At 58.3% G+C, this 24704-nt stretch carries 25 protein-coding genes; 21 read left to right on the forward strand and 4 right to left on the reverse strand.

Going from position 1 to position 24704, the window contains the following annotated elements:
- Positions 1-34 precede the first annotated feature (34 nt).
- The 8 genes from smrA (at position 35) to AAGD24_RS08565 (ending at position 6651) form a co-directional block, all read left to right on the forward strand.
- Positions 35-613 (forward strand): DNA endonuclease SmrA, encoded by a 579-nt coding sequence (gene smrA / locus AAGD24_RS08530; RefSeq protein ID WP_075195305.1) that lies wholly within the window; start codon positions 35-37, stop codon positions 611-613.
- A gap of 39 nt (positions 614-652) precedes the next feature.
- Positions 653-844: a hypothetical protein gene (locus tag AAGD24_RS08535; RefSeq protein ID WP_040474675.1), complete on the forward strand. Its 192-nt coding sequence runs from the start codon at positions 653-655 to the stop codon at positions 842-844.
- Positions 845-915: 71 nt separating this feature from the next.
- Positions 916-1401, forward strand: a complete 486-nt coding sequence (locus AAGD24_RS08540; protein WP_136633714.1) for a (2Fe-2S)-binding protein — start codon at positions 916-918, stop codon at positions 1399-1401.
- A gap of 1 nt (position 1402) precedes the next feature.
- Positions 1403-3607: a xanthine dehydrogenase family protein molybdopterin-binding subunit gene (locus AAGD24_RS08545; protein ID WP_136633713.1), complete on the forward strand. Its 2205-nt coding sequence runs from the start codon at positions 1403-1405 to the stop codon at positions 3605-3607.
- A 115-nt stretch (positions 3608-3722) separates the two neighbouring features.
- Entirely contained in the window at positions 3723-4349 is a 627-nt protein-coding gene (locus AAGD24_RS08550) for a methylthioribulose 1-phosphate dehydratase (protein ID WP_126810316.1), read from the forward strand.
- Positions 4346-4906 (forward strand): acireductone dioxygenase, encoded by a 561-nt coding sequence (locus AAGD24_RS08555; RefSeq protein WP_036206594.1) that lies wholly within the window; start codon positions 4346-4348, stop codon positions 4904-4906. The genes AAGD24_RS08550 and AAGD24_RS08555 overlap by 4 nt, the downstream gene beginning before the upstream one ends.
- A complete protein-coding gene (gene mtnC / locus AAGD24_RS08560; RefSeq protein WP_126810315.1) occupies positions 4903-5595 on the forward strand; it encodes an acireductone synthase in 693 nt (230 codons plus the stop codon). Before AAGD24_RS08555 ends, mtnC begins: the two co-directional genes overlap by 4 nt.
- A gap of 108 nt (positions 5596-5703) precedes the next feature.
- On the forward strand, positions 5704-6651 hold the full coding sequence (locus AAGD24_RS08565) for a DUF3080 family protein (RefSeq protein ID WP_252971494.1): 948 nt from the start codon (positions 5704-5706) through the stop codon (positions 6649-6651).
- Positions 6652-6687: 36 nt separating this feature from the next.
- Here AAGD24_RS08565 and AAGD24_RS08570 read toward each other — a convergent pair whose 3' ends face one another.
- From AAGD24_RS08570 to arsC, 4 genes are read right to left on the reverse strand one after another with little or no spacing between them, the layout of a single operon-like run.
- Positions 6688-8490, reverse strand: a complete 1803-nt coding sequence (locus AAGD24_RS08570) for a GspE/PulE family protein (protein ID WP_041334978.1) — start codon at positions 8488-8490, stop codon at positions 6688-6690.
- 13 nt (positions 8491-8503) lie between these two features.
- The gene (locus AAGD24_RS08575) at positions 8504-8872 is read right to left on the reverse strand and encodes a DUF2069 domain-containing protein (RefSeq protein WP_228210792.1); all 369 of its coding nucleotides are present in this window, start codon (positions 8870-8872) and stop codon (positions 8504-8506) included.
- A 33-nt stretch (positions 8873-8905) separates the two neighbouring features.
- A complete protein-coding gene (gene wrbA / locus AAGD24_RS08580; protein ID WP_228210791.1) occupies positions 8906-9508 on the reverse strand; it encodes an NAD(P)H:quinone oxidoreductase in 603 nt (200 codons plus the stop codon).
- 13 nt (positions 9509-9521) lie between these two features.
- Positions 9522-9875: an arsenate reductase (glutaredoxin) gene (gene arsC / locus AAGD24_RS08585; protein WP_041334988.1), complete on the reverse strand. Its 354-nt coding sequence runs from the start codon at positions 9873-9875 to the stop codon at positions 9522-9524.
- Positions 9876-10028: 153 nt separating this feature from the next.
- On the opposite strand from arsC, the gene AAGD24_RS08590 reads away from it, so the two are divergent.
- The 13 genes from AAGD24_RS08590 (at position 10029) to AAGD24_RS08650 (ending at position 24698) form a co-directional block, all read left to right on the forward strand.
- Complete coding sequence (locus AAGD24_RS08590) at positions 10029-10439, forward strand: TlpA disulfide reductase family protein (protein WP_226909903.1); 411 nt, start codon at positions 10029-10031, stop codon at positions 10437-10439.
- A 44-nt stretch (positions 10440-10483) separates the two neighbouring features.
- Entirely contained in the window at positions 10484-13966 is a 3483-nt protein-coding gene (dnaE, locus tag AAGD24_RS08595; RefSeq protein WP_286811152.1) for a DNA polymerase III subunit alpha, read from the forward strand.
- Positions 13967-14142: 176 nt separating this feature from the next.
- Complete coding sequence (gene accA, locus AAGD24_RS08600; protein ID WP_379867113.1) at positions 14143-15096, forward strand: acetyl-CoA carboxylase carboxyl transferase subunit alpha; 954 nt, start codon at positions 14143-14145, stop codon at positions 15094-15096.
- On the forward strand, positions 15080-16444 hold the full coding sequence (gene tilS, locus AAGD24_RS08605) for a tRNA lysidine(34) synthetase TilS (RefSeq protein WP_379867115.1): 1365 nt from the start codon (positions 15080-15082) through the stop codon (positions 16442-16444). The genes accA and tilS overlap by 17 nt, the downstream gene beginning before the upstream one ends.
- A gap of 88 nt (positions 16445-16532) precedes the next feature.
- On the forward strand, positions 16533-18161 hold the full coding sequence (locus AAGD24_RS08610; protein ID WP_036206623.1) for a CTP synthase: 1629 nt from the start codon (positions 16533-16535) through the stop codon (positions 18159-18161).
- Positions 18162-18163: 2 nt separating this feature from the next.
- A complete protein-coding gene (kdsA, locus tag AAGD24_RS08615) occupies positions 18164-19009 on the forward strand; it encodes a 3-deoxy-8-phosphooctulonate synthase (RefSeq protein WP_041334993.1) in 846 nt (281 codons plus the stop codon).
- A 182-nt stretch (positions 19010-19191) separates the two neighbouring features.
- On the forward strand, positions 19192-20487 hold the full coding sequence (gene eno, locus AAGD24_RS08620; RefSeq protein WP_126810309.1) for a phosphopyruvate hydratase: 1296 nt from the start codon (positions 19192-19194) through the stop codon (positions 20485-20487).
- 183 nt (positions 20488-20670) lie between these two features.
- Positions 20671-20943: a septum formation initiator family protein gene (locus AAGD24_RS08625; RefSeq protein ID WP_036206633.1), complete on the forward strand. Its 273-nt coding sequence runs from the start codon at positions 20671-20673 to the stop codon at positions 20941-20943.
- 39 nt (positions 20944-20982) lie between these two features.
- On the forward strand, positions 20983-21681 hold the full coding sequence (ispD, locus tag AAGD24_RS08630) for a 2-C-methyl-D-erythritol 4-phosphate cytidylyltransferase (protein WP_036206636.1): 699 nt from the start codon (positions 20983-20985) through the stop codon (positions 21679-21681).
- A gap of 42 nt (positions 21682-21723) precedes the next feature.
- Positions 21724-22203, forward strand: a complete 480-nt coding sequence (gene ispF, locus AAGD24_RS08635; RefSeq protein WP_036206639.1) for a 2-C-methyl-D-erythritol 2,4-cyclodiphosphate synthase — start codon at positions 21724-21726, stop codon at positions 22201-22203.
- Positions 22200-23300: a tRNA pseudouridine(13) synthase TruD gene (gene truD / locus AAGD24_RS08640; RefSeq protein WP_036206642.1), complete on the forward strand. Its 1101-nt coding sequence runs from the start codon at positions 22200-22202 to the stop codon at positions 23298-23300. The genes ispF and truD overlap by 4 nt, the downstream gene beginning before the upstream one ends.
- Positions 23278-24042: a 5'/3'-nucleotidase SurE gene (gene surE, locus AAGD24_RS08645; protein WP_036206645.1), complete on the forward strand. Its 765-nt coding sequence runs from the start codon at positions 23278-23280 to the stop codon at positions 24040-24042. Before truD ends, surE begins: the two co-directional genes overlap by 23 nt.
- Positions 24042-24698 carry a protein-L-isoaspartate(D-aspartate) O-methyltransferase gene (locus AAGD24_RS08650; RefSeq protein ID WP_036206648.1) on the forward strand — a complete coding sequence of 219 codons (657 nt, stop codon included), beginning with the start codon at positions 24042-24044 and terminating at the stop codon, positions 24696-24698. Before surE ends, AAGD24_RS08650 begins: the two co-directional genes overlap by 1 nt.
- The last annotated feature ends 6 nt before the right edge of the window (positions 24699-24704 follow it).

Genomic DNA, 24704 nt, shown 5'->3' on the forward strand with positions numbered 1-24704 from the left:
AGTCCATGCAACTTCGACCGTAAATGATATCGCCATGACAACCAAAGATGAGCGCCTGAGCTTCCTGGAGGAAATGAAGGATGTCCGCCGTATCCGGAAGCCGAACAAAGCCGATGTTAAAGCCCCAAAGGATCTGACCCCAGGGCACCTTGAGCGTCAGCGGTCCGCCATAGATCAGCCGCACAGAGACTGCAATCCACTGACGGCGGATATGGTTGAGCCTCTGACAGCGCACGATGTTCTCTGTTGGCAACGGCCCGGAGTTCAGCATGGCGTATTCCGTAAGCTCCGTCTTGGGCAATACCCGATCGAAGCGCGCCTGGACCTGCACCGGATGACCGTTGAAGAAGCGCGTCGGGATGTATTCGGCTTCATTAATGATTGCGTGCGCTATGGACTTCGATCCGTCATTATTCTCCACGGCAAGGGAGAGCGTAACCCCGACGGTATCGCCCAGCTCAAGAGCCATCTGGCCAAATGGCTGCCAGAGTTGGAAGATGTGCTGGCGTTTCATTCGGCCCAGAAGCGCCATGGCGGCACCGGCGCCGTCTATGTCATGGTCCGCAAGGGCGACCGCGACAAACAGCGTAACCGTGAGATTCACGGATCCTGACTATTCACCAACGCCGATAAGATCGGTTTGGAGGTAAGTGTGAAGCAACTGATGTTGGTACTTTTTGTAGTAGCGGCACTGGCCGGATGTAAAGACCGGGTTATGTGGAATGACAACGGCAAGGTGGAAGAGGCAACAACCGACCGCGAGGTCTGGGACTCCCAGGGTAAAATGGAAACCGGCGAACGGAAGATCTGGACGGATAAGGACGGCAACGACGTCATCAAATAAGAACGCTCAGCGTTCATAATAATAAAACTCAGCCGGGGCCAGTGCTCTGGGCAGCAGGGGAGAGAACAACCATGGCCGTGAGCCTTACCGTTAATGGCCGGGAGCGGATGCTCGACATAGACAGCGATACTCCGCTGTTGTGGGTGATCCGCGATGAACTCGGACTGAAAGGTACCAAATTTGGATGCGGCATGGGGCTCTGCGGCGCCTGTACCGTGCACCTGAACGGGCATCCGGTGCGTTCCTGTTCCACCCCGGTAGAATTGGCCGACGGTGGGGATGTGACGACCATCGAAGGTCTGTCGCAAGATGGAAACCTGCATCCTTTGCATAAGGCATGGGTCGAACATGGCGTGCCCCAATGCGGTTACTGCCAGTCTGGCCAGATCATGAGCGCCGCCCACCTTTTGCAGCACAACGACGCTCCCTCTCACGATGATATCGTCGCGGCCTTGAGCGGAAACCTTTGCCGTTGCGGTACCTATTCCCGCATCATCGCGGCGGTTGAGTCTGTGGTTGTTGACGACGCTGCCCGACCTGATCGGGGGGAAGCGTAATATGTCCATGAATCGACGCGATTTCCTGAAGGTAACCGCCGGCTCCTCCGGCGGGCTGGTCTTGTCCCTGTCGCTTCCGGGCTGCGCTGGCATCCAGAGCGGTTATGATGAACAGGATGGTAGCTGGAAACCGGATGCCTGGCTGGAGCTGACGACCGATGATCAGGTCTACTTCACCTTGGCGCGTGTTGAGATGGGGCAGGGAACTTACACTGGCCTGACCACCCTCATTGCGGAAGAGCTCGGGGTGGCGCCAGCCTCCATCAAACCGCGATTTGCCCCTGCGGCCCCGGAATACCGTAATCCCCTCTACAACCTGCAATTGACCGGCGGCAGCACCAGTCTGGCGACCAGTTGGCAGCCGTTACGGGTGGCGGGAGCCTCTGCCCGTATGATGCTGGTTGCTGCCGCAGCCAATGTCTGGGAAGTCAGCCCCGCTGAGTGCCGGGCGGTCGAAGGCAGGGTCATCCATCCGAACGGGCGCGACAGCCTGGCTTACGGTCGGCTGGTAGAACTGGCGGCGAAGCAGCCGGTGCCGGAGGCTCCGTCACTCAAACCCCGTGAGGAGTGGAAGTACATAGGCAAGCAACGGGGACGCCTGGATGCCGAAGCCAAGTCCACTGGCGCGCCAATCTACGGCATTGATGTCGAGCTGGAAGGCATGGTTTACGCGGTGGTGTCCCGCCCTGCGCGCTATGGCGCCCGGGTAAAATCATACGATGATACCGCCGCTCGCCGGTTGCCGGGCGTTCTGGATGTGTTCGAGATCGAGCGTGGCGTGGCAGTTGTGGCAGATAAATACTGGCGGGCCCGTAAGGCCCAGGACGCCCTGACGATCGAATGGGACAACGACGGCGCGTTGGATGTGTCCTCCGAACAGGTGTTTTCCTCGTACCACAGAGCCGCCGATGAAGACCCGGGGGAAAGCGAGCGCAGCGAAGGTGATTATGACGACGCACAACAAGGTGCGGAGCGCGTGGTGGAGGCCAGTTATGAGCAGCCTTACCTTGCCCATGCGACGTTGGAACCGATGAATGCCACGGCGTGGTATCGGGACGGCGCCATTGAAGTCTGGGCACCGACCCAGGCACCCGATCTTGGTCGGATCGCGGCTGCGAGGGTGACGGATCTCTCGCCCGATGAGGTGACCATCCATACCACCTTCCTAGGCGGTGGCTTTGGGCGCCGGCTGACCAATGATTACATCGAGGAAGCGGCGTCTGTCGCCTACCGGGTACGCAAACCGGTCAAGCTGATCTGGTCGCGGGAAGAAGATACCCGTCACGATGTTTATCGTCCGGCCATGCTGCACCGGATGCGGGCCAGTGTCAGCGGCGATAATGTCACTGGCTGGCACCATCAGATTGTTGGCCCGCAGATACTGGACTGGTACGTACGCAATGCGGCACCAGCCCAGTACCCCTGGGCTCCGAAATTCCTGTACGGCACTCTGGGGCGCGTTGGGCTGCTCGCCGAGGGTGTCGCGACTCCGAAGGATCATTCCGCCATCGAAGGTGCCATAGAATATCCGTATCGGGTGCCGAATATCGACATACGCCATACCCACACAGATCCGGGGGTGCCGGTGTCCTGGTGGCGGTCCGTGGGTTTCTCTCACAACGGCTTTGCTGTTGAAACCTTTATGGATGAGCTGGCTCATGAGCAAGGCCAGGACCCGTACCGGTTCCGGCGCTCATTGATTGATCACGAACCTAGACACCTGGGCGTGCTGGACAGGGTTGCCCAACTTGCCCAATGGGACAGCGCCGCACCCGAAGGGCGGGCCCGTGGCGTTGCCCTGTTCCGCAGTTTTGGCACCTACGTGGCCCAGGTGGTTGAGGCCAGCGTTGAGTTCGGGGAAATCCGGGTGCACAGGGTGTACTGTGCTGTGGATTGCGGCCAGGTGGTCAATCCGGACATTGTTCGCGACCAGATCGAGGGCGGTATTATCTTTGGCCTCACGGCAGCGCTCTACGGCAACATTACCCTGGAAGGCGGACAGGTCCAGCAAAGCAATTTCCACGATTACCCGCTCATGCGTCATGATCAGCGGCCCGAGGTGGTGGTGGATATCATCGATAGCGATGAATCGCCCACCGGTGTGGGGGAGCCCGGTGTACCTCCGGTGATACCCGCTTTGGGTAACGCGTTATTTGCCCTGAGCGGGAAGCGCCAGCGCAGCCTTCCGCTGAAAGCCACGGTATGATCCATGGCTTTCCAGGCCGACCGGTGAGCGTTCGTCGGCCTTTGCGGGCGGCACGCTCATCCTTATAATGGTAATTATCAAGCGCTGATCCGGCGTGTCTGTTCCGAGGTGATTTTTGTTTGACGTAACCCGCTACGCCATTGCCGCGCAGTCCATCATTGATGCCGGCCGGTTTCTCTACGGCCAGGGCTGGTCGCCGGCTACCAGCAGCAACTATTCGGCGCGGATCGATGATGAGCATATCGCCGTCACTGTGTCCGGCCGACACAAAGGCCAGCTGGTGGCAGGTGATGTCATGGTGGTGGACCTTGCTGGCACCCCCGTCCAGAGCAATGCCCGATCGTCGGCGGAAACACGTTTGCATACGGTGCTTTACCAGACCTTTCCGGACGTTGGTGCGGTGTTGCATACCCACTCTGTCAAGGCAACGGTGTTGAGCCGGCTGCTGCCCGCCGGAGAACCGCTGAAGTTACAGGGGTACGAGTTACAGAAAGCGTTTTCCGGGGTTGATACCCACGAGTCGCAACTGGCCGTGCCGGTGTTCGACAATACTCAGGATATTCCGGCGCTGGCGGACCAAACCAGAGATTGGTTTCGTCAGCATCCTGAACAACCGGGTTACCTGATTCGTGGGCACGGCCTTTATACCTGGGGCAGGACCATGTCAGACTGCCTGCGCCACGTCGAAGCCTTTGAATTCCTTTTCGAATGTGAGCTTGAAACCATGAGGGTCCGCCGATGACAACCTTGAGTATTTTTGACCAGAGTGTGCCCGAATCCCCCCGCATCGTGACCGAAGACGCGGGCAAAATCGCTAACCTGCTGGCAGAGCACGGCGTTCGTTTTGAGCAATGGGCTACCCGGGATCTGCCTGCAGACGCGTCATCTGATGACATTCTTGAGGCCTATTCCGGTGAGATCCAGGCGCTGAAGGAGGAGTGTGGCTTCCAGGCAGCGGATGTCATCAGCCTGAACCCGGACAACCCCCAGAAAGAGGCCTTCCGCCAGAAATTTCTGGATGAGCATGTGCACAGCGAAGACGAGGTGCGTTTCTTTGTTCGCGGGCAGGGCCTGTTTTACCTGCATTTTGGTGACCAGGTGTACGCTGTTCTGTGCCAGAAAAATGACCTTATCAGCGTGCCGGATGGCACACGCCACTGGTTTGATATGGGGCCGGAGCCTGCGTTTACCTGCATCCGTCTGTTTACCAACCCGGAAGGCTGGGTGGCAGACTTCACGGGTGAAGACATCGCCAGCCGGCTGCCGCGCTATGAGCGCCTGGCGGGAGTGGCTGGATGATCCGCGTGATCCTGACGGATATCGAGGGAACCACCAGTTCGATCTCCTTTGTGCATGAGGTTTTGTTTCCCTACTCGGCGAAGCATATGGCTGAGTTTGTACGGGAAGGTGCGGCGGACAGCACGGAAATCCGTGAGCAGTTGGATGCCGTTGCCCAAACATCAGGTGTCGCCAGGGAGGATATCGACGAGCTTGTTGAGGTGCTGGATACCTGGATTCGGGAAGATCGCAAGGAAACACCGTTGAAGGCCTTGCAGGGAATGCTCTGGGAGCAGGGTTACCAGCAGGGTGCTTTCCGGGGGCACATCTACGACGATGCCGCCGAGTATCTGCAGCGCTGGCATGATCGAGGTTTGCGGCTGTTCGTATATTCTTCCGGTTCTGTGAAGGCACAGAAGCTGATTTTCGGTTTCAGCGAAGCCGGGGATTTAACGCCATTCTTTTCCGGTTACTTTGATACCCGTATCGGCGGTAAGAAGGAATCAACTTCCTACAGCAACATCATCGACGAATTGGGTGTCGAACCCAGAACGGTGCTGTTCCTCTCCGATGTTGAGGCCGAACTGAAGGCCGCTGAGGACGCTGGCATGCGCACGGTCTGGCTTGTGCGTGAGGGAGATCTGCCGGACACGAAGCGGGCGGTGGCTACGGACTTTGCAGGGGTCGACAGGTTTCTGCAGCAGGGTTGACCCTCCATGGTGCCTGACGTTCGATGCCTGATAATGCCTTTGGTGTGCCTATACCTTGCCGGCTGCGCGCCGGATTCCGGTGTTCCAGATATGATGGATGGGTACGTTGTGAGCGTAGCCGATGCTCTGGAACTGCGCCCCGAACTCTCCGATATAGCCCCTGTTCCCCAGATCCCGCGCCGACGGGAGCGCGTTCTCGACATGCCGGATCTGGACATGGGAATGCTCGATTTCCTGTCTCTTTACGGGTGTGAGTTGCAATACGTGGTCGGCGAAAGGAATTCGATCATGGGGCGGGTAATGCAACCGTTGAATCGATTGCGTTATGAAACACGGTTTATCCGTGCCGCTGAGACCTGTATTTCGGAGACCGATGGCGAGGATATACAGGAAGAACTGGAAGAGGCCATCGCCCATAAAACCGAGTCGCTCCCCATTGCGATATGGAACGCCACCTGGGGGGTGGAAGAGATTGAGCGTCTGTTTACCCTGTCGCAGGGATATTATCCCGGGAGCGGCGATGACAAGGTTCTGGCGGAGTTGTCTTCGGGCGTAAAGCGAGTCAACCAGACGGTCAGAGGTCTGCTGGACGGCAACACAGATGAGCCGTTGGATTATGTGGGTGGTGTGCATCAACTCTGGCAGGCAGAACATCGTGCGGGTCAGCTATTAAACAGCGCTCGGCTGATCACAGCGCGGCTTGAGGACGCAACGGCTCTGTTGATCAGAAGAGTGGAAGGGGCGCCACTTTGCTCGGGGTCGGAGCCTGAAGCGCCGCCCGACGAGCTCGTGGATATCTATACCGACGGTTACGGCGCTGATATTGAGGACTATCTCGGCCGCATTGAGCAGGCGAGGGAGGCGCTGATCAAACCGCTGGATACGCTCGCCGCCCAGCAGTCAGAGACCATGCCGTCTGCGTTCCGCGATTGGTATCGGCTCTATCTGGAAACGGGCAATACCGACAGTGTCTGGGGACAACTGGCCCGCGCCATTACGGCACATAAAGAGCGTTGGCAGCAGTTGCTCACCCAGTGCGGAGCGTTTCCCCAGTAGCGCTCAACCATGTCTGGCATGATAACCGGGAGCGCATCAACGCTGGCTTTCGGGGGTTACCCGCAGGATTTCCTCGACCGTGGTGGAGCCGGCGGCCACTTTCTGCGCGCCGCTAAGCCGCAGGGATTTCATGCCATCCTTGTACGCATCCACTCTCAGTTGGTCCAGTTCGCACTGCTCGGTAATCTGCCGGATCAGGTTGCCGGACAGTTGCATGATTTCATACACGCCGGCCCGACCATAGTAACCGGTGTTTCGGCACTCCAGGCAGCCAACCGGGTGGTAGACCTGCTTGGGCATGGTGGCTTTCCAGGGTCGGGTCAGGCTTTGCCAGGCCTGCGCGTCCACCGGCCCTGGCGCCTTGCAGTGGGGGCACAGGGTTCTGGTTAGCCGTTGTGCCATTACGCCCAGCACCGTGGCACGAATCAGGTAGGGGGGGATGCCCAGTTCCATCAAGCGGGTGATGGCGCTGGGGGCATCGTTGGTGTGCAGGGTGGACAGCACAAGGTGCCCGGTCAGAGCGGCCTGAACCGCCATTTCTGCAGTTTCCAGGTCACGGATCTCACCAATCATGATGATGTCCGGGTCCTGTCGCAGCAGCGCCCGCACGCCCGAGGCAAACGTCAGTTCGATGTTGGTCTGAACCTGCATCTGGTTGAAGGCCGGCTCCACCATCTCAATCGGGTCCTCGATGGTGCAGATGTTCACCTCGGGAGTGGCCAGTTGCTTGAGGGTTGAGTACAGGGTGGTGGTCTTGCCAGAGCCGGTAGGGCCGGTGACCAGAACAATGCCGTGGGGGTGATCGGTAATAGCCTGCCAGCGTTCCCGGTCTTCCTTGGAAAACCCCAGTTGTTCGTAGGACTTCAACAGCACTTCCGGATCAAATATCCGCAACACCATTTTCTCGCCAAACGCGGTTGGCATGGTGGCCAGCCGCAATTCCACCTCGCTGTTGTCCGGCTTTCGGGTTTTTATGCGGCCGTCCTGGGGGCGGCGCTTTTCCGCCACGTTCAGCCTGCCGAGAATCTTCAGGCGGCTGGTCACGGCCACGCCGACCTGGTCCGGGAATTCGTAGACGTTGTGCAGCACCCCATCGATGCGAAAGCGCACCTGGGTGACATTGCGCCGTGGTTCTATGTGGATATCCGATGCGCGTTGGTCGAAGGCGTACTGCAGCAGCCAGTCAACAATCTTGACCACGTGCTGGTCGTTGGCATCCGGGTGTTCGCTGGCCCCAAGGTCCAGCAGTTGCTCGAAATTCTGGGTACCGGCGGGGTTGGCTGCGTTGTTGCCGCCTGCCTTGCTGACGGAGCTCGCCAGTTGATAGAACTCAACGGTGTAACGGCGGATATCCTCGGGGTTGGCGACCACGCGGCGGATGTCTTTTCTCACCGCCTGGCGCAGGTTGCCTTCCCAGTCATTCTTGAAGGGTTCGGTGCTGGCGATGAGAACTTCATCCTCACCTATTTCAACCGCGAGAATGCCGTGTCGCTGGGCAAAGGCATAGGACATCACCCGGGCAATCGCGGGTGTATCTATCTTCAGGGGGTCGATGTGGTAGTAGGGCTGTTCCGCCCACTCCGCGAGCCACTGGGTCAGTCTGTCCAGATCCAGGGTGCGGCCGGTTTTCTGGCTCTCCAACCCGGCCTTGGCGACCAGTTCCAGTGGGTGGCGCTGGCTAGCGGGCCCGCTGCCCCCTGTCTGGATACCAATGTTGGCCGAGAGAACCCGTTCGGCATCCTCCTGGGTAATCTCACCACCGGTGACCAGCGCCGTGCAGATATCCCTCAGGGTCAAGGTACTTCTATGTGGCGCGGGTGGATGAGTGCTGTCGGCCATGATGCGTTCCCTGTCAGGTTTCGGTAACGGGCTGCGGACGGTTCACCTTAAGGTGGGCCATGGCCACAGTAAACAGCAGGAAGGTCAGCACCGCGATGATCAGAGGGGTGATAGCGCCTTCGCTGAGCCAGGACGATACGACGTACTGGGTAAAATAGAAAATCACCACGAAACTGAGCCAGATGTAACCACGGTTGTGGCCCCGGAACACTGGTACGGCAAACGCCAGCAGCGGGACCAGCTTTACGCTGAGCATCAGCGTGACGGATACGCCCTCGACCTGCGCGGGGTAAAAGGTGCTGACAAGCAGGGCCGCCAGGGTGGCCAGATAAAGCAGAATGGTCAGCCGGGCGGTTATTCGGGCTTTGGGGTTGTGAAGCATTCGGTGATCCGTTGTGGTTGAGTGGCGCCGGGGTTAGCGCAATTTCATGGCAAGCCGCGCAAGGCGCTCGCCAAATGTCTGGCATATGGCTTTTTCGTGGTCGTTCACGGACTGTGGCTCTCCGGTGCCAGCCCAGTGGGAAGGGCCGTAGGGCGTACCCCCGGCGGAGGTCTCGTTGAGCGCGCTTTCCGAATAGGGCACACCGCACAGCACCATTCCATGATGCAGCATTGGCACCATCATCGTCAGCAGGGTGCTCTCCTGACCGCCATGCAGGCTGCCAGTGGACGTAAACGCGCCGGCGGGCTTTCCGCTGAGGGTTCCGTTCAGCCACAGGTCGCCGGTGCTGTCGAGGAAATACTTCAGCGGTGCTGCCATGTTGCCGAACCGGGTCGGGCTGCCGATGGCCAGGCCCGCACAGTTCGCAAGATCATCCTTGCTGGCATAGGGCGCGCCGTCGTCCGGTACCGCAGGCAGGGACGCCTCGGTGTCCGGCGACACGCTGGGCACGTTGCGAATTCTGGCATCCATACCCTGCACCCGGGATACGCCCCGGGCAATCTGGGCGGCCAATTCGGCCGTTTGCCCAGTGCGGCTGTAATACAGCACCAGGATATAGGGCGAGGTGGTCGCCATTGGAGATCTCCGGTTAGAGAATATTCAGGACATTTTCAGGCGGTCGGCCCAGGGCTACCTTGTTACCCCTGATTACGATGGGCCGCTCGATCAGCTTCGGAGTGTCGACCATCGCTTTGATCAGCGTCTCACGGCCAAGCTCGGGGTCGTCCAGGCCCTGTTCCTTGTATTCCTTTTCCCCGGTTCTCATCAGCTCTCTGGGAGTGATGTCCAGGGCTGCAAGGATCTGTTCCAGGATTTGCTCTGTCGGTGGCGTTTCCAGGTAACGTATAATGTCCGGTTCAACACCTTGTTCGCGAAGGAGTTCAAGGGTTTGCCGGGATTTTGAACAGCGCGGATTGTGGAAAATTCGGGTTGGTTCTGTCATGGTTCTCCCTCTTCCCAGGTCAGGTTAACCGCAAGTTTGTCTGAGCGCCGTAGTCTAACAGGAGGCCACCCTTTGCAATACCCTGCGCGATATCCTGCAAAGTACTCTGCACTGGTGCGTTATTCCACCAGGTTGTGCAGGATCGGTATATTATTGGCCTTGTTGCCGCTGGCAGGCTGCCAGAACCACGAGTTTGAAAAGTCGGACGGAACCGTACTGCAGTGGGAGAGCCTGAGGGGCCACTGGGTGCTGGTCAATTATTGGGCCGAGTGGTGCAAACCCTGCCTGGAAGAAATTCCGGAGCTGAACAGTATCGACACCGCCAGTGCCGTGGTGGTCCTCGGTGTGAATTTTGATGATGTTCGTGGCCAGGAACTGATCGACCTGGGGCGAAGAATGGGCATTGAATACAGCATGCTGGCAGAGGATCCAGGGCCGCAATTTGGCTGGGAAACACCCGTGGCTCTGCCTGCAACGTTTATTGTGGATCCGGATGGAGACCTCGTCGAGGCCCGCTTCGGCCCGCAAACTGAAGAAGACATCAAAGAATTGATTGGTCGCTGACCTGGCCCCGAACCGCCATTAACCTGCAGGAAATTTCCGACGCTATGTCACAGACCTTTGTCCACCTCCGCGTGCATTCCGAATATTCCATGGTCGATGGCCTGGTGCGCGTGAAACCCCTGATCGGTCGTGTTGCAGAACTGGGCATGCCCGCTGTCGGGCTTACGGAGCAGTCCAATATGTGCTCCCTGGTGCGTTTCTACAAGGCGGCCATGGGTGCTGGGGTGAAGCCCATTATCGGCGCAGACCTGTGGGTCGAAAACCCGGACGAGCCCGACAACCCGTTTCGCATCACTCTGCTGGCCCGTAACAACGATGGCTACCTGAATCTGACCGAAGTGGTCTCGCTGGGGTACACAGAGGGGCAGCGTTTCGGTAAGCCAATTATCCAGCGAAAGTGGCTGGAAAGCCGCGCCGAAGGGCTGATTGCCCTGTCTGGAGCGCGACTGGGGGACGTGGGCAAGGCGCTGATGTCGGGCAAGCTGGACTTTGCCAGACAGCGTGCCGAATACTGGATGAACCTTTACCCGGGGTCGTTTTACCTGGAGTTGCAACGCACCGGGCGCCCCGGGGATGAAGATTGCCTGCACCTGAATGTTGAGTTGGCGGAGGCATTGGGCTGCCCGGTGGTGGCGACAAACGATGTCCACTTCCTCCATGCCGAGGATTTCGAAGCCCATGAGGCAAGGGTCTGCATTGGCGAGAGCCGGACCCTGGACGACCCCAGGCGGGAGCGTCGTTTCAGCGACCAGCAGTACCTGCGCAGCGCCGATGAAATGATTGAGCTGTTCTCTGATATCCCCGAGGCAGTCGAAAATACGGTGGAAATTGCCCGACGCTGCTCGGTCCCGGTGCGTATGGGGGAGTATTTCCTGCCGAACTACCCCATTCCCGATGGCATGACCATGGATGACTACTTCCGAAAGGTGTCGGAAGAAGGCCTGGAAGAGCGGCTGGCGAAAACCCTCAGCAAGGACGACCCGGAATACGACAGCAAGCGCGAGGCCTACTACAAGCGCCTGAACTTCGAGCTGGATATCATTATCCAGATGGGATTCCCGGGCTACTTCCTGATCGTTATGGATTTCATCAAGTGGGCCAAGAATAACGGCGTGCCGGTAGGCCCTGGCCGGGGTTCCGGTGCTGGCTCCCTGGTGGCCTACGCCCAGTTGATTACCGATCTTGATCCCTTGGAATACGACCTGCTGTTCGAGCGTTTCCTGAACCCTGAACGGGTTTCGATGCCCGACTTCGACGTCGACTTCTGCATGGAAGGCCGTGATCGTGTTATCGCCTACGTGGCGGAAAAATACGGCCGCGAGGCGGTGTCCCAGATCATTACCTTCGGCACCATGGCTGCCAAGGCGGTTGTGCGGGACGTTGCCCGGGTTCAGGGCAAGTCGTACGGGCTGGCGGACAAACTCTCCAAGATGATCCCCTTCGAGCCGGGCATGACCCTGGAGAAGGCCCTGGAGCAGGAACCACAGTTGGTGGAGTTCCTGGAAAATGACGAGGAAGCCCAGGAAATCTGGGAAATGGCCCTGAAACTCGAGGGTGTGTGCCGAAACGCCGGTAAACACGCCGGTGGCGTGGTGATTGCACCCACCAAGATTACCGATTTCTCGCCACTGTACTGTGATGACGAGGGCGGCAGCCTGGTGACCCAGTTCGACAAGGGCGATGTGGAAGATGCCGGCCTAGTGAAGTTTGACTTCCTGGGGCTGCGGACCCTGACCATCATCGACTGGGCCCTGAAGATGATTAACCCGCGCCTGGAGAAACAGGGCAAGCCGGCGCTGGACATTAACGAGATTCCGCTGGACGACGTGCCTTCGTTCGACATGCTCAAGAAGGCGGAAACCACAGCGGTGTTTCAGCTTGAATCCCGCGGCATGAAAGACCTGATTCGCCGCCTGCAACCGGACTCCCTGGAGGATATGATCGCCCTGGTGGCCCTGTTCCGTCCGGGGCCACTGCAGTCGGGCATGGTGGATGACTTTATCGACCGGAAGCATGGCAGGCAGCCCATGTCATTCCCGCATCCTGATTATCAGTATGAGGGGTTGAAGCCCGTTCTCGAGCCCACCTATGGCGTTATCCTGTATCAGGAACAGGTTATGCAGATTGCCCAGGTGATGGCCGGCTACAGTCTTGGTAACGCCGACATGCTGCGCCGGGCCATGGGTAAGAAAAAGCCCGAGGAAATGGCCAAGCAGAAGCAGTTCTTTCTCGACGGCTGTGAAAACAATGACATCAACAAAACCCTGGCGGAGAACATTTTCGACCTGGTTGAAAAGTTTGCCGGCTATGGCTTCAACAAATCCCACTCGGCGGCCTACGCGCTGGTTTCCTACCAGACCCTGTGGCTGAAGGCTCATTACCCCGCTGAGTTTATGGCCGCGGTACTCACGGCGGATATGCAGAACACCGACAAGGTGGTCACGCTGGTGGAGGAGTGCCGCAGCATGGGGTTGGAGCTGCTGGTGCCCGACGTCAGCCGCTCTGAATACACCTTTACCGTCAACGATGACGGCGCCATTGTGTACGGTCTCGGCGCCATCAAGGGGCTTGGTGAGGGACCGATTGGCAGTATTCAGGCCGGCCGCGCCGACGGCGAGCCCTACCAGGATATTTTCGATTTCTGCCGCCGGGTGGATCTGAAAAAAGTAAACAAGAGGGCCATGGAGGCCCTGATCCGCTCCGGTGCCATGGATAAGCTGGGGGCAGGGCGCGCCCAGTTGATGGCCAGCATAGACAAGGCCATTCAGCAGGCCGGCCAGCAATCCCGCAACGAGTCCGTGGGCATGACCGACATGTTTGGCGACATGCTGATGGGCGGGGAAGATGGCGATCCTTATTCCGACGTGGCGAATGTGCGGGAATGGCCCAAGAAAGAGCGCCTCAAGGGGGAAAAAGACACCTTGGGCCTTTATCTGACGGGCCATCCGTTCGATGAATATGAGAAAGAAGTGCGGCGGTTCGTGCGCTCATCCATTGCTGATCTCAAGCCGGCTCGCCAGCCCCAGCGTGTTGCCGGCCTTGTCGTTGCGCAACGTTCCATGAAGACCCGTACAGGGTCGACCATGGCGTTTATCACCCTGGATGATCGCAGTGCCCGCATTGAGGCCACTTTGTTTTCAGAGGCTTTTTTCGAGAATCGGGAGTTGCTTCAGTCCGACCAGGTCATTGTGGTGGAAGGCCAGGTCAGCCATGATGATTATTCTGGCCAGATGAAGATGCGCGTCAGCTCGGTGATGGACGTTGGTACGGCCCGGCAACAGTTCAGTCGTGGTCTCAAGCTCGCTATTCACGCGGATCAGCTTCAGAACGGCCTGCTGGATAAACTGGACTCCACGCTCAGGCCCTTCCGTTGTGAGGGCAGCCCGGTATGGATTGAATACAGTAGCGATAATGCCAGTACCCGTATCGAACTGGGTGAATCGTGGCGCGTACAGCCCGATGACGACCTGTTATTGGAGTTGAAATACCTCGTAGGCGACCAGTCGGTAGAACTGGTCTATGATTGATACTATCCGGCAAGGTTCATCCCGGGTATGGCGGACACGTTGAATAATTACGTTTTTGTCAGAAAGCGGACTCATACGAAGGTCCGCTTTAGCCAATGCTCAGGCGCTGCTATCTTTGTCCAAAATTCTGGTTTGGCGACTTACATTCTCGCCTTGCAAGCAAATGATGGAACATCATGAACCCTAATTATCTGGATTTCGAACAACCGATTGCCGACCTTGAAGCCAAGATTGAAGAGCTTCGCATGGTGGGAAATGATACCGATATCAACATCACCGATGAGATCAGCCGGCTGCGCAAGAAGAGTGTCAGCCTGACTGAAAGCATCTTCTCGAACCTCAAACCCTGGGACGTAGCCCGCCTGGCTCGTCATCCCCGCCGGCCCTATACCCTCGACTACGTTGACATGATCTTTGACGACTTCGACGAGTTGCACGGTGACCGTCGTTATGCGGATGATCAGGCCATCGTCGGTGGCACTGCCCGCCTGGATGGCAAGCCAGTCATGGTGATTGGTCACCAGAAAGGCCGGGAAGTACGCGACAAGGTAAAGCGGAATTTCGGTATGCCGCGCCCGGAAGGGTACCGTAAGGCTTTGCGGCTGATGGAGATGGCTGAGCGTTTTCGCATGCCGATCCTGACCTTTATTGATACCCCGGGTGCCTATCCAGGTATCGGAGCCGAAGAGCGTGGCCAGAGTGAAGCGATCGCCTTCAACCTGGCCGTCATGTCCCGCCTGAAGACGCCGATTATTTCCACGGTGGTAGGCGAGGGTGGCTCTGGCGGTGCTTTGGCCATCGGCGTGTGCGATCAGTTGAATATGCTTCAGTATTCCACCTATGCAGTCATTTCACCCGAAGGCTGTGCGTCAATCCTGTGGAAGAGTGCGGAATACGCTTCCCAGGCGGCAGAAGCGATGGGCGTGACCGCCGACCGACTGAAGGACCTTGGGCTGGCGGACAACGTTATTACAGAACCGCTGGGCGGGGCGCATCGCAGCCCGGAAGAAATGGCAGAATCCCTGCGTGAGACCCTGAGTAAGGGCATTGCCGAACTCGGTCGCCTGCCGGCCGACGAACTGGTGTCCCGCCGCTACGAGCGGTTGACCCGATATGACGCCGGCCGGTAACCCCGGCTCCGGAAGAGACTGGCCGGAGGCGCTATGTACTCCGGTCAGGCACCTGCCTGATCATTCACACCTTCGCATTGCCCTCAGCGGTGGCATGGACTCCGTTCTGCTTCTTCATGTTGCCACCTGGCTGTACGCCCATAGCGGCCAGATTTCTGCGGTTCATATCAACCATCAGTTGCAGCCTAACGCCGATCAAACCGAGCGTTTCTGTCGATCGATTTGCCGGCAGCTTGGTGTGCCACTCGACAATCACCGTGTCACCGTCAGCGGTCGCGAATCTTCGGATATTGGCACTAGCGGTGGCGGTATTGAGGAAGCCGCCCGGAATGCGCGTTACCAGGTGTTTGAGGAGATTCTGGCGCCGGGAGAGTTACTGTTGATGGCCCATCATGGTGATGATCAAGCTGAAACAGTGCTGTTTCGGTTGTTGCGCGGGACTGGCATGGCGGGGCTGGGTGGTATGCCGGTGACACGCCCTCTGGGTGCTGGTCGGCTGTATCGACCACTGCTTGATTTCAGTCGCGCAGAGCTTCACGGATGGGCAGTTCAGCACGGTATCGAGTGGATGGAAGATCCCAGTAATATCGATGAGCGCTTTGATCGCAACTTTCTCCGTACGTCGATTTTTCCTCTCCTCAAGTCACGCTGGCCGTCGCTGATCAGTCGTATGGGGCATACCGCCCATTCGTGTCGAGAGGGGGACGAGTTGGCTGCAAAGCTGGCGGAAATCCACTTTAAACAATGTGCCGGGCCTTCTGGTGAGCTTTGTTTGAGTGCGCTCGGTGCACTGTCTCTGGCGGAGCAGAAAAACCTGCTGCGCTGGTGGGCAAGGTATTTTCGTTATCAGCCCCCCGCCATTGCAGACTGGCCGCAGGTTCTGGAAGATTTTCTGAGCTCGCCGGCGGACAGGGAGCCGGAGCTTCGGGGAACGGGGTTCGTGATTCGACGTTTTCGGGGGTTCCTGTACCTGGTTCCCGAGTTCACGAAATTGCCTGCCGGAAAGCCTGTCCTGGTTCCGGATCAGGCGCTATCGTGGGGTGGATGGCGATTGACGCTGGCGGCGTCAGGTAAGCCTAAAACACCGGCGCCGGAAATAAGGGTATCTACGAGGGCAGGGGGCGAACGCATCCGCCCAGCCCCTGGCGGCCCGTCGAAATTATTGAAGAACTGGCTTCAGGAAAAAAATGTTCCACCCTGGGAAAGAGCCCGGCTACCGCTGCTTCTTGAGGTGGTGGACGGCCATGAAGAAGTGGTCGGAGCTGGCGACTTGTGGGTTTCCGGCAAATACTGTGGAGAGGCCCCGGCCAGTGGCTGGCGGATTGTTGTGGAGCGGGAATGTAATTGAGAAGGTGGCGCCTTTCTGGTAGTCTGGCGTCCCATCTTGAGATGACAATCTCCCTCCTTCACCGAACCAGACAAATCACGGAATCTGCATGACGCGTTATATTTTCGTCACCGGCGGTGTCGTGTCCTCCTTGGGGAAAGGTATCGCATCGGCCTCTCTGGCTGCGATCCTAGAGGCACGCGGCCTGAAGGTCACTATTCTCAAGCTGGACCCGTACATCAACGTGGACCCCGGCACCATGAGTCCGTTCCAGCACGGTGAAGTTTTTGTCACCGAAGATGGCGCGGAAACCGATCTGGACCTGGGGCACTACGAGCGATTTATTCGCACGCCGATGTCACGCCGGAACAATTTCACCACCGGTCGCGTCTACGAGGAAGTGATTCGTAAGGAGCGCCGGGGTGATTACCTCGGTGGTACGGTTCAGGTGATTCCCCACATCACGGACGAGATCAAGCGTCGTGTGGTTGAAGGCGCTTCCGGCGCCGATGTGGCACTGATCGAAATCGGCGGCACGGTGGGCGATATTGAATCGCTGCCATTCCTTGAGGCCTGCCGCCAGTTGAAGGTGGAAGTTGGCCCGCAGCGTGCGTTGTTCATGCACCTGACCCTGGTTCCCTACATCGCCACGGCCGGTGAGATCAAGACCAAACCTACCCAGCACTCGGTAAAGGAAATGCGTTCCATCGGCCTGCAGCCGGATATTCTGCTGTGTCGTTCGGAGCACGAAGTGGACGCCAGTTCCCGTCGCAAGATCGCACTGTTCACCAACGTGGAAGAGCGGGCGGTCATTCCGTTGCAGGATGCCAAGTCCATCTACGCCATTCCGCGCATGCTGCACGAATTTGGTCTGGACCAGCTGGTTATTGAGCGTTTCAGTCTGGATGCCAGCCCGGCCAACCTGGGCGAATGGGATGCGGTCGTTGAGTCCCTGATGAATCCGGAAGGTGAAGTTACTATCGCCATGGTCGGCAAGTACATGGAGTTGCTGGACGCCTACAAATCGTTGATCGAGTCGCTCCTGCATGCCGGTATCAAGACCCGCACCAAAGTCCGTATGAACTACATTGACTCCGAAGACATCGAGCGCGATGGTACCGGTGCGCTGGCCAGTGCCGATGCCATTCTGGTTCCAGGTGGCTTTGGTGAACGCGGTGTCGAAGGCAAGATCCGCACGGTGCAGTACGCCCGCGAAAACAAGGTTCCGTACCTGGGTATCTGCCTGGGTATGCAGGTGGCCGTTATTGAATACGCCCGCAACGTGGCGGGCCTGAAAGATGCCCACAGCACCGAATTCCGCGAACACACCCCGGAGCCGGTTGTGGGGCTGATCACGGAGTGGCTGGATGCCAGCGGCGAGAAAGAGGAACGCACCGAAGAGTCTGATCTGGGCGGCACCATGCGCCTGGGCGCTCAGGACTGCGTGGTCGCTGAAGGATCCACCATCGCCAACTGTTACGGTCGTAAGACCATCCGTGAGCGCCACCGTCATCGTTTCGAAGTGAACAATCATTTCCTGCCACAGTTGGAAGGTGCCGGCCTGAGAATTTCCGGTCGCTCCACCGACGGCAAGCTGGTTGAGGTTGTGGAAGTGCCTGATCATCCCTGGTTCGTGGCATGCCAGTTCCACCCGGAATTTACCTCCACGCCCCGGGACGGCCACCCGCTGTTCAAGGGCTTTGTTGAGGCAGCCCTGGCCCGTAAAAAGGAATCCTGATCATGGCGCAGAGTACGGTGAACGTCTCGGGAATCGAGGTTGCCAACGATAAGCCGTTCGTGTTGTTCGGTGGCATGAACGTGCTGGAATCTGCCGAAATGGCGATGGAAGTGGCCGAGGCGTACGTCGAGGCCACCAGCAAGCTCGGGATTCCCTACGTATTCAAAGCGTCATTCGACAAGGCCAACCGCTCGTCCGTGCATTCCTTCCGCGGCCCCGGTCTTGAGAAGGGGCTGCAGATTCTGGCGGACATCAAGAGCAAGTTCGGTGTCCCTATCATTTCCGATGTTCACGAGCCTGAGCAGGCTGCACCTGCCGCAGAAGTTTGCGATATCATCCAATTGCCGGCTTTCCTGAGCCGACAGACGGATCTTGTTGTTGCCATGGCAGAAACCGGAGCGGTCATCAATATCAAGAAGGCCCAGTTCCTGGCGCCACAGGAAATGAAGCACATCATTGCGAAGTGCGGGGAAGCCGGTAACGACAAGGTGATCCTGTGTGAGCGCGGCACCAGCTTCGGGTACAACAACCTCGTGGTGGATATGTTGGGCTTCGGTATCATGAAGTCCATGAATGTGCCGGTGATGTTTGACGTCACTCACGCCTTGCAGATGCCCGGTGGTCGCGCGGATTCAGCCGGTGGCCGCCGAGCCCAGGTAACCGACCTGGCCCTGGCGGGTATGTCCCAGGGGCTTGCGGGTCTGTTCCTTGAGGCACATCCCGACCCGGATCAAGCTAAGTGCGACGGGCCCTGTGCTCTCCGCCTGAGCCAGCTTGAGCCGTTCCTTGCCCGGGTGAAGGCCGTTGATGACCTTGTGAAGAGTTTCAAACCTATTGATACCGCCTGATTGGCGGTTTTTTTGCGTTCCAGAAGGACTATGGGAGTGAGCGGGAACGGCCCTACGAAAATGTGCGGAGCCATGGATGGCGGAGCCCAAGCGCACAGGGATGTGCTTGTAGCGTTTTTCGTAGGGCCGTTCCCGCTCGCTCTTACTCCCAATTTTGAAATCAAACTTGGAGACAGAGAAGAATGACCAAGATTGCCAACATTAAAGGCCGTGAAGTACTGGATTCTCGCGGGAACCCCACGGTTGAAGCGGACGTGATTCTTGAGGACGGCACCATCGGCAGTGCTTGCGCCCCCTCCGGTGCGTCTACCGGTTCCCGTGAAGCTCTGGAGCTTCGAGATAAAGACGCAAATCGCTACTTGGGCAAAGGTGTTCTGACGGCTGTCGAAGCTGTGAACACCAAAATCCGTGAAGCGCTGATTGGCAAAGATGCTGCAGACCAGCGTGCCCTGGATAACATCATGCTGGAGTTGGACGGCACTGAGAACAAAGCCAACCTGGGCGCCAACGCTATTCTGGCTGTCTCCCTGGCCGCTGCCAAAGCCGCTGCCGCTTCACTGGGCAAGCCGCTGTATGCTCACATTGCGGACCTGAATGGCACCTCCGGCAAGTACAGCATGCCGGTGCCGATGATGAATATCCTCAACGGTGGCGAGCACGCAGACAACAACGTTGATATCCAGGAATTTATGGTCCAGCCGGTGGCTGCGAAGTCATTTGCCGAAGCGCTGCGCATTGGTGCGGAAATTTTCCACGCGCTGAAGAAAGTGCTGAACAGCAAAGGCCTTAACACCGCCGTGGGTGACGAAGGTGGTTTTGCACCGGATCTGCCTTCCAACGAAGGCGCTCTGGCGGTGATCCAGGAAGCAGTGGAGAAGGCTGGCTACAAGCTGGGTACTGATGTGACCCTGGCGCTGGACTGTGCCTCTTCCGAGTTCTATAAGGATGGTCAATACCAGCTTTCCGGTGAGGGCAAGTCCTTTGATTCCGCCGGTTTCGCCGACTATCTCGCTGGCCTGTGCGAGCGTTATCCGATTGTGTCTATCGAAGACGGTATGGATGAGAGCGACTGGGACGGCTGGAAAGTGCTGACTGAGAAGCTGGGTGACAAGGTTCAGCTGGTAGGTGACGACCTGTTCGTGACCAACACCAAAATCCTCAAGCAGGGTATCGACAAGAGCATTGGTAACTCCATCCTGATCAAGTTCAACCAGATTGGTAGCCTGAGCGAAACTCTGGACGCCATCAAGATGGCTCAGGATGCGGGTTACACGGCGGTGATTTCCCACCGTTCCGGTGAAACTGAAGACACCACCATCGCCGATCTGGCCGTGGCCACCTGTGCGGGTCAGATCAAGACCGGCTCCCTGTGCCGCTCTGACCGGGTTGCCAAGTACAACCAGTTGCTTCGCATTGAGGAAGCGTTGGATGGAAAGGCTCCCTATCGTGGCCTGAGCGAGATCAAAGGCCAGGGCTAATCGCCTGTGAAGGATGCCCTGTCGGCGGGATGCTGACAGGTAACCGATCCGGAAAGGCCATCGTGATCCTCAAAATGTGAGGCATGATGGCCTTTTTGTACAACTGGTTAGCAGAACTTGTTGCTAAACTACACTAAGGTCTATACTTACTGTCCGGTTGATGCATCGTAAACGGAATTCGCAATGAAGTTACTCTGGTCCATCATGATTATTCTTATTCTCCTGCTGCAGGTGCGCCTGTGGGTTGGGGAGGGTAGTTTTGCCCAGGTATGGGGACTGGAGAACGCCATTGCCGAGCAGCGCGAGGAAAACGCCGAGCTTTCAGCCCGCAATGAGCGTCTCTATGCGGAAGTTCGTAACCTCCGCGGCGAGAAAGGTGCGGTTGAAGAACGTGCCCGCATGAACCTGGGGCTGATCCGCAACGATGAAACCTTCTTCCTGGTGGTCGAGCAGTAACCCAGCCGCAAGCCAGGCCGATCAAAGCTGACCACGTCCATGAGTAAACCCCGCTATTGGTTGATTGTTCCCGCCGCCGGTTCCGGCCAGCGAATGAAGGCAGACTGCCCGAAGCAGTATCTCAGGCTGGACCATCAATATATCCTTGATATCACTCTCTCCAGGTTATTGGACAATGCTGATTTTTCAGGTTGTGTGGTCGCTATTCGCGCGGACGATCCCTGGTGGCCGGAAACTGCAGCCAGTTCTGACGCACGTATAGAGTCCTGTGCCGGGGGCGCTGAGCGTGCGGATTCGGTATTGTCTGCACTTGAGGCACTGGCCTCTCGGGCGGATGACGACGATTGGGTGCTGGTACACGATGCCGCCCGGCCTTGCCTGCATCCCAATGACCTCGAACGATTGCTGACCCAACTTCAGGATCACCCTGTGGGTGGCTTGCTGGCGACGCCGGTGGCCGATACGCTCAAACTTGTGGCAAGTGACAGCAATCAGGTGGAGACAACCATCGACCGTCGTCATCTGTGGCGCGCCCTGACTCCTCAAATGTTCCGTTGTGGCGCCTTGAGGATGGCTCTGAAAGCTGCCATTGCGTCAGGTTACCCGGTGACCGATGAAGCCTCGGCCATGGAATACGCAGGCAATGTTCCCTGTATCGTTGAGGGGCGACCGGATAATATAAAGATTACGGTACCCGCTGATCTGGCACTGGCCGGTTTTATCCTCAGCCGTCTCTAGCGGCAAGCCTGCATCGTTACTGATTGAAAAGGAAACAGCACTATGCGAATCGGGCAGGGCTTTGATGTCCATGCTTTCTGTGAGGGAAATCAAGTCGTTATTGGCGGTGTGACCATTCCGCACACCCATGCCCTCAAGGCCCATTCCGACGGGGACGTGCTTTTGCACGCCCTTGCAGATGCCCTGTTGGGTGCCGTGGCCCTGGGCGACATCGGTCATCTGTTTCCCGATACCAGTGATGAGTGGGCGGGAGCGGACAGCCGGGACTTGCTGCGCCGCGTGATGGAGCGTGTTGCCGGTGAAGGGTTTGGTGTCGGTAACGTGGATGCCACCATTATTGCCCAGGCCCCGAAAATGGCGCCCCATATTGAGGCCATGCGGTTGACCATTGCCGAGGATCTTGCCATCCCGGCGAGCCGGGTCAGCGTCAAGGCGACCACCACCGAAAAGCTGGGCTTTGCCGGCCGCGGTGAGGGCATTGCGTGCCAGGCGGTTTGCCTGCTGGAGCCGGTTTCATCATGACGGATGCTCAGCACGCTTCCAACGGCTGGCGACTCGACTGGCCAACCTCCTCGGGCTCTCGGGTGGCTTCGGCGCGTATCAAATCGCTCCCCGGCGACTTTTTCGTGGATGAAGAGCTGTCTATGCCCGATGACAGTGGCGGCGGGGGAGAGCACCTGTGCCTGCGTCTGGAAAAAGTCGGGGACAACACCGACTACGTGGCGCGGCAGCTTGCTAATATCTGCGGCTGTCGGCATTTCGACGTGGGTTTTTGCGGGCTGAAGGACCGTCATGCGGTCACGCGTCAGTGGTTTAGCCTTTATCGGCCGGGACAGGAAGACGACGATGGGGCGTTCATCCAGGCGGTGGAGGAACACTGGCCGGTATTGGCTCAGTACCGCCAGGCTCGAAAACTGAGGCGGGGCGATCATCAGGGCAACCGGTTTGAGCTGGTGCTAAAGGACGTGGTCGGCGACACATCTGCTATCGATGCGGCTCTGGCCCGGTTGCGGGACCTCGGATGCCCGAATTATTTCGGTTCGCAACGGTTTGGCCATGGCGGTGCCAATCTGGATAGGGCGCTGACCATGGACCCGACAACACTGAACCGTCGGAGTGGTCGCAATGTCAAAAAGCGTGGGCGAGGGCGGTCAACCTCTGGCAGTCGCGACAGTAAGAACGTATTGTACTTTTCGGCGGCACGTTCGTGGTTATTCAACGAGGTGCTCGCCCATCGTGTTGAGACTGGCACCTGGCTGGAACCTCTGGAGGGAGAGCCTGGCGCATGTGAAAATCAGAACCTGATGGTGACAGGTCCTCTCTGGGGCGACGGTGGCACCGAGGCAGTGTCGGTCCAGGGCGAAATCGAGCGTTCCGTGGTTGCGGAGCACCCGCAGCTGGCAGCGGTGTTTTCAACCACCCGCATGAAGCCTGAGCGTCGGCCGCTGAGCCTGAAACCGGAAGGTCTGGAGTGGCATTGGGACGGCAATGACCAGTTGCGGTTGTCGTTCCGGCTTGCGCCGGGGCAATACGCAACAACGTTGCTGGACGATGTGTTTGATATAACGGACGCAACCACGTTTATTGGAGAAAATTGTGCGAATTCTGTTGTCCAATGATGATGGCGTTCATTCGCCTGGTCTTCAGGCCCTACACGACGGGCTCCAGGGGCTGGGCCATCTTGAAGTTGTGGCGCCGGATAGGGACCATAGCGGTGCCAGCAATGCCTTGACGCTGAGCCGCCCGCTAACGGTGGAAGACCATCCCAATGGCTTCCGGTCCGTGGACGGGACCCCGACAGATTGCGTTCACCTTGCGGTTAACGGGCTGTTTGAAGAGCCGTTTGATCGAGTGGTCTCGGGCATCAATACCCACGCCAACCTTGGCGACGATATTATCTATTCGGGTACGGTGGCCGCTGCCACCGAGGGCAGAAACCTGGGGTTGCCAGCAATAGCGGTATCGCTGGTGAACGAAGGCCGTTTCCACTACGAAACGGCGGCCAGGGTTGTTCGCGCGTTGCTGGAAAGCGATCAGCCGTTAACTCTTGGTCCTCGATGCATTCTCAATGTGAACGTTCCCGATGTGCCTTGGGAAGAGATTGCCGGCTTCCGCGTGACCCGGCTTGGCCATCGCGACCGGGCTGAAGGCGCGGTGCCGATGACCTGCCCCCGGGGCAAGTCCCGTTACTGGATCGGTGCCGCTGGCAAGGGCAGCGACGCCGGACCGGGGACCGATTTCAACGCAGTGCGCGAGAATTACGTTTCGATCACTCCCGTCCACGTGGATATGACGCGCCATGAGGTACTGTCGCCACTGCGAGAGTGGGTTGAGTTGCTGTCAGGACGGGAGGGACGTTAATGGTGGCAGCGATTGACGGTATTGGAATGACGTCCCGCCGAACCCGTATGCGACTGATACAAAGGCTCAGAGAGGCTGGTATAGCCGATGAGCAGGTGCTTACGGCCATGGCGGACGTGCCGCGTCACATATTCCTTGATGAAGCGCTTTCCCATAGGGCCTACGAAGATACTGCGCTGCCCATTGGCTACAGTCAGACCCTGTCTCAGCCTTACATTGTCGCGCGAATGACAGAATCCCTGATGCACCACAAACCCCGGAAAGTGCTGGAACTGGGAACCGGGTCGGGCTACCAGACCGCGATCCTTGCCGGGTTGGTGGATCAGGTTTTCAGCGTTGAGCGCATCAAGCCGCTCCAGGACCGGGCCCGTGACCGGCTTCGCCAGCTCGGCTACCGTAATACGATGCTCAAGCACGCAGACGGAGGTATGGGGTGGCCAGAACAGGGGCCGTTTGACGGCATCATCGTCACCGCGGCACCCCGTGAGATCCCGCCGGAACTGAAAGACCAACTGGCGGATGGAGGCGTTATTGTGGCGCCGATCGGCGAGGGCACACAGATGTTGGTGGAAATGGTACGCCAGGGCGACCGTTTCGAGACCAGGGATATTGAACCGGTGCGTTTTGTGCCCCTGTTGGGTGGGGTTGTACGGTGACCGCAG

This window comes from Marinobacter sp. M5B (genome assembly GCF_042604615.1).
GTDB lineage: Bacteria > Pseudomonadota > Gammaproteobacteria > Pseudomonadales > Oleiphilaceae > Marinobacter > Marinobacter salarius.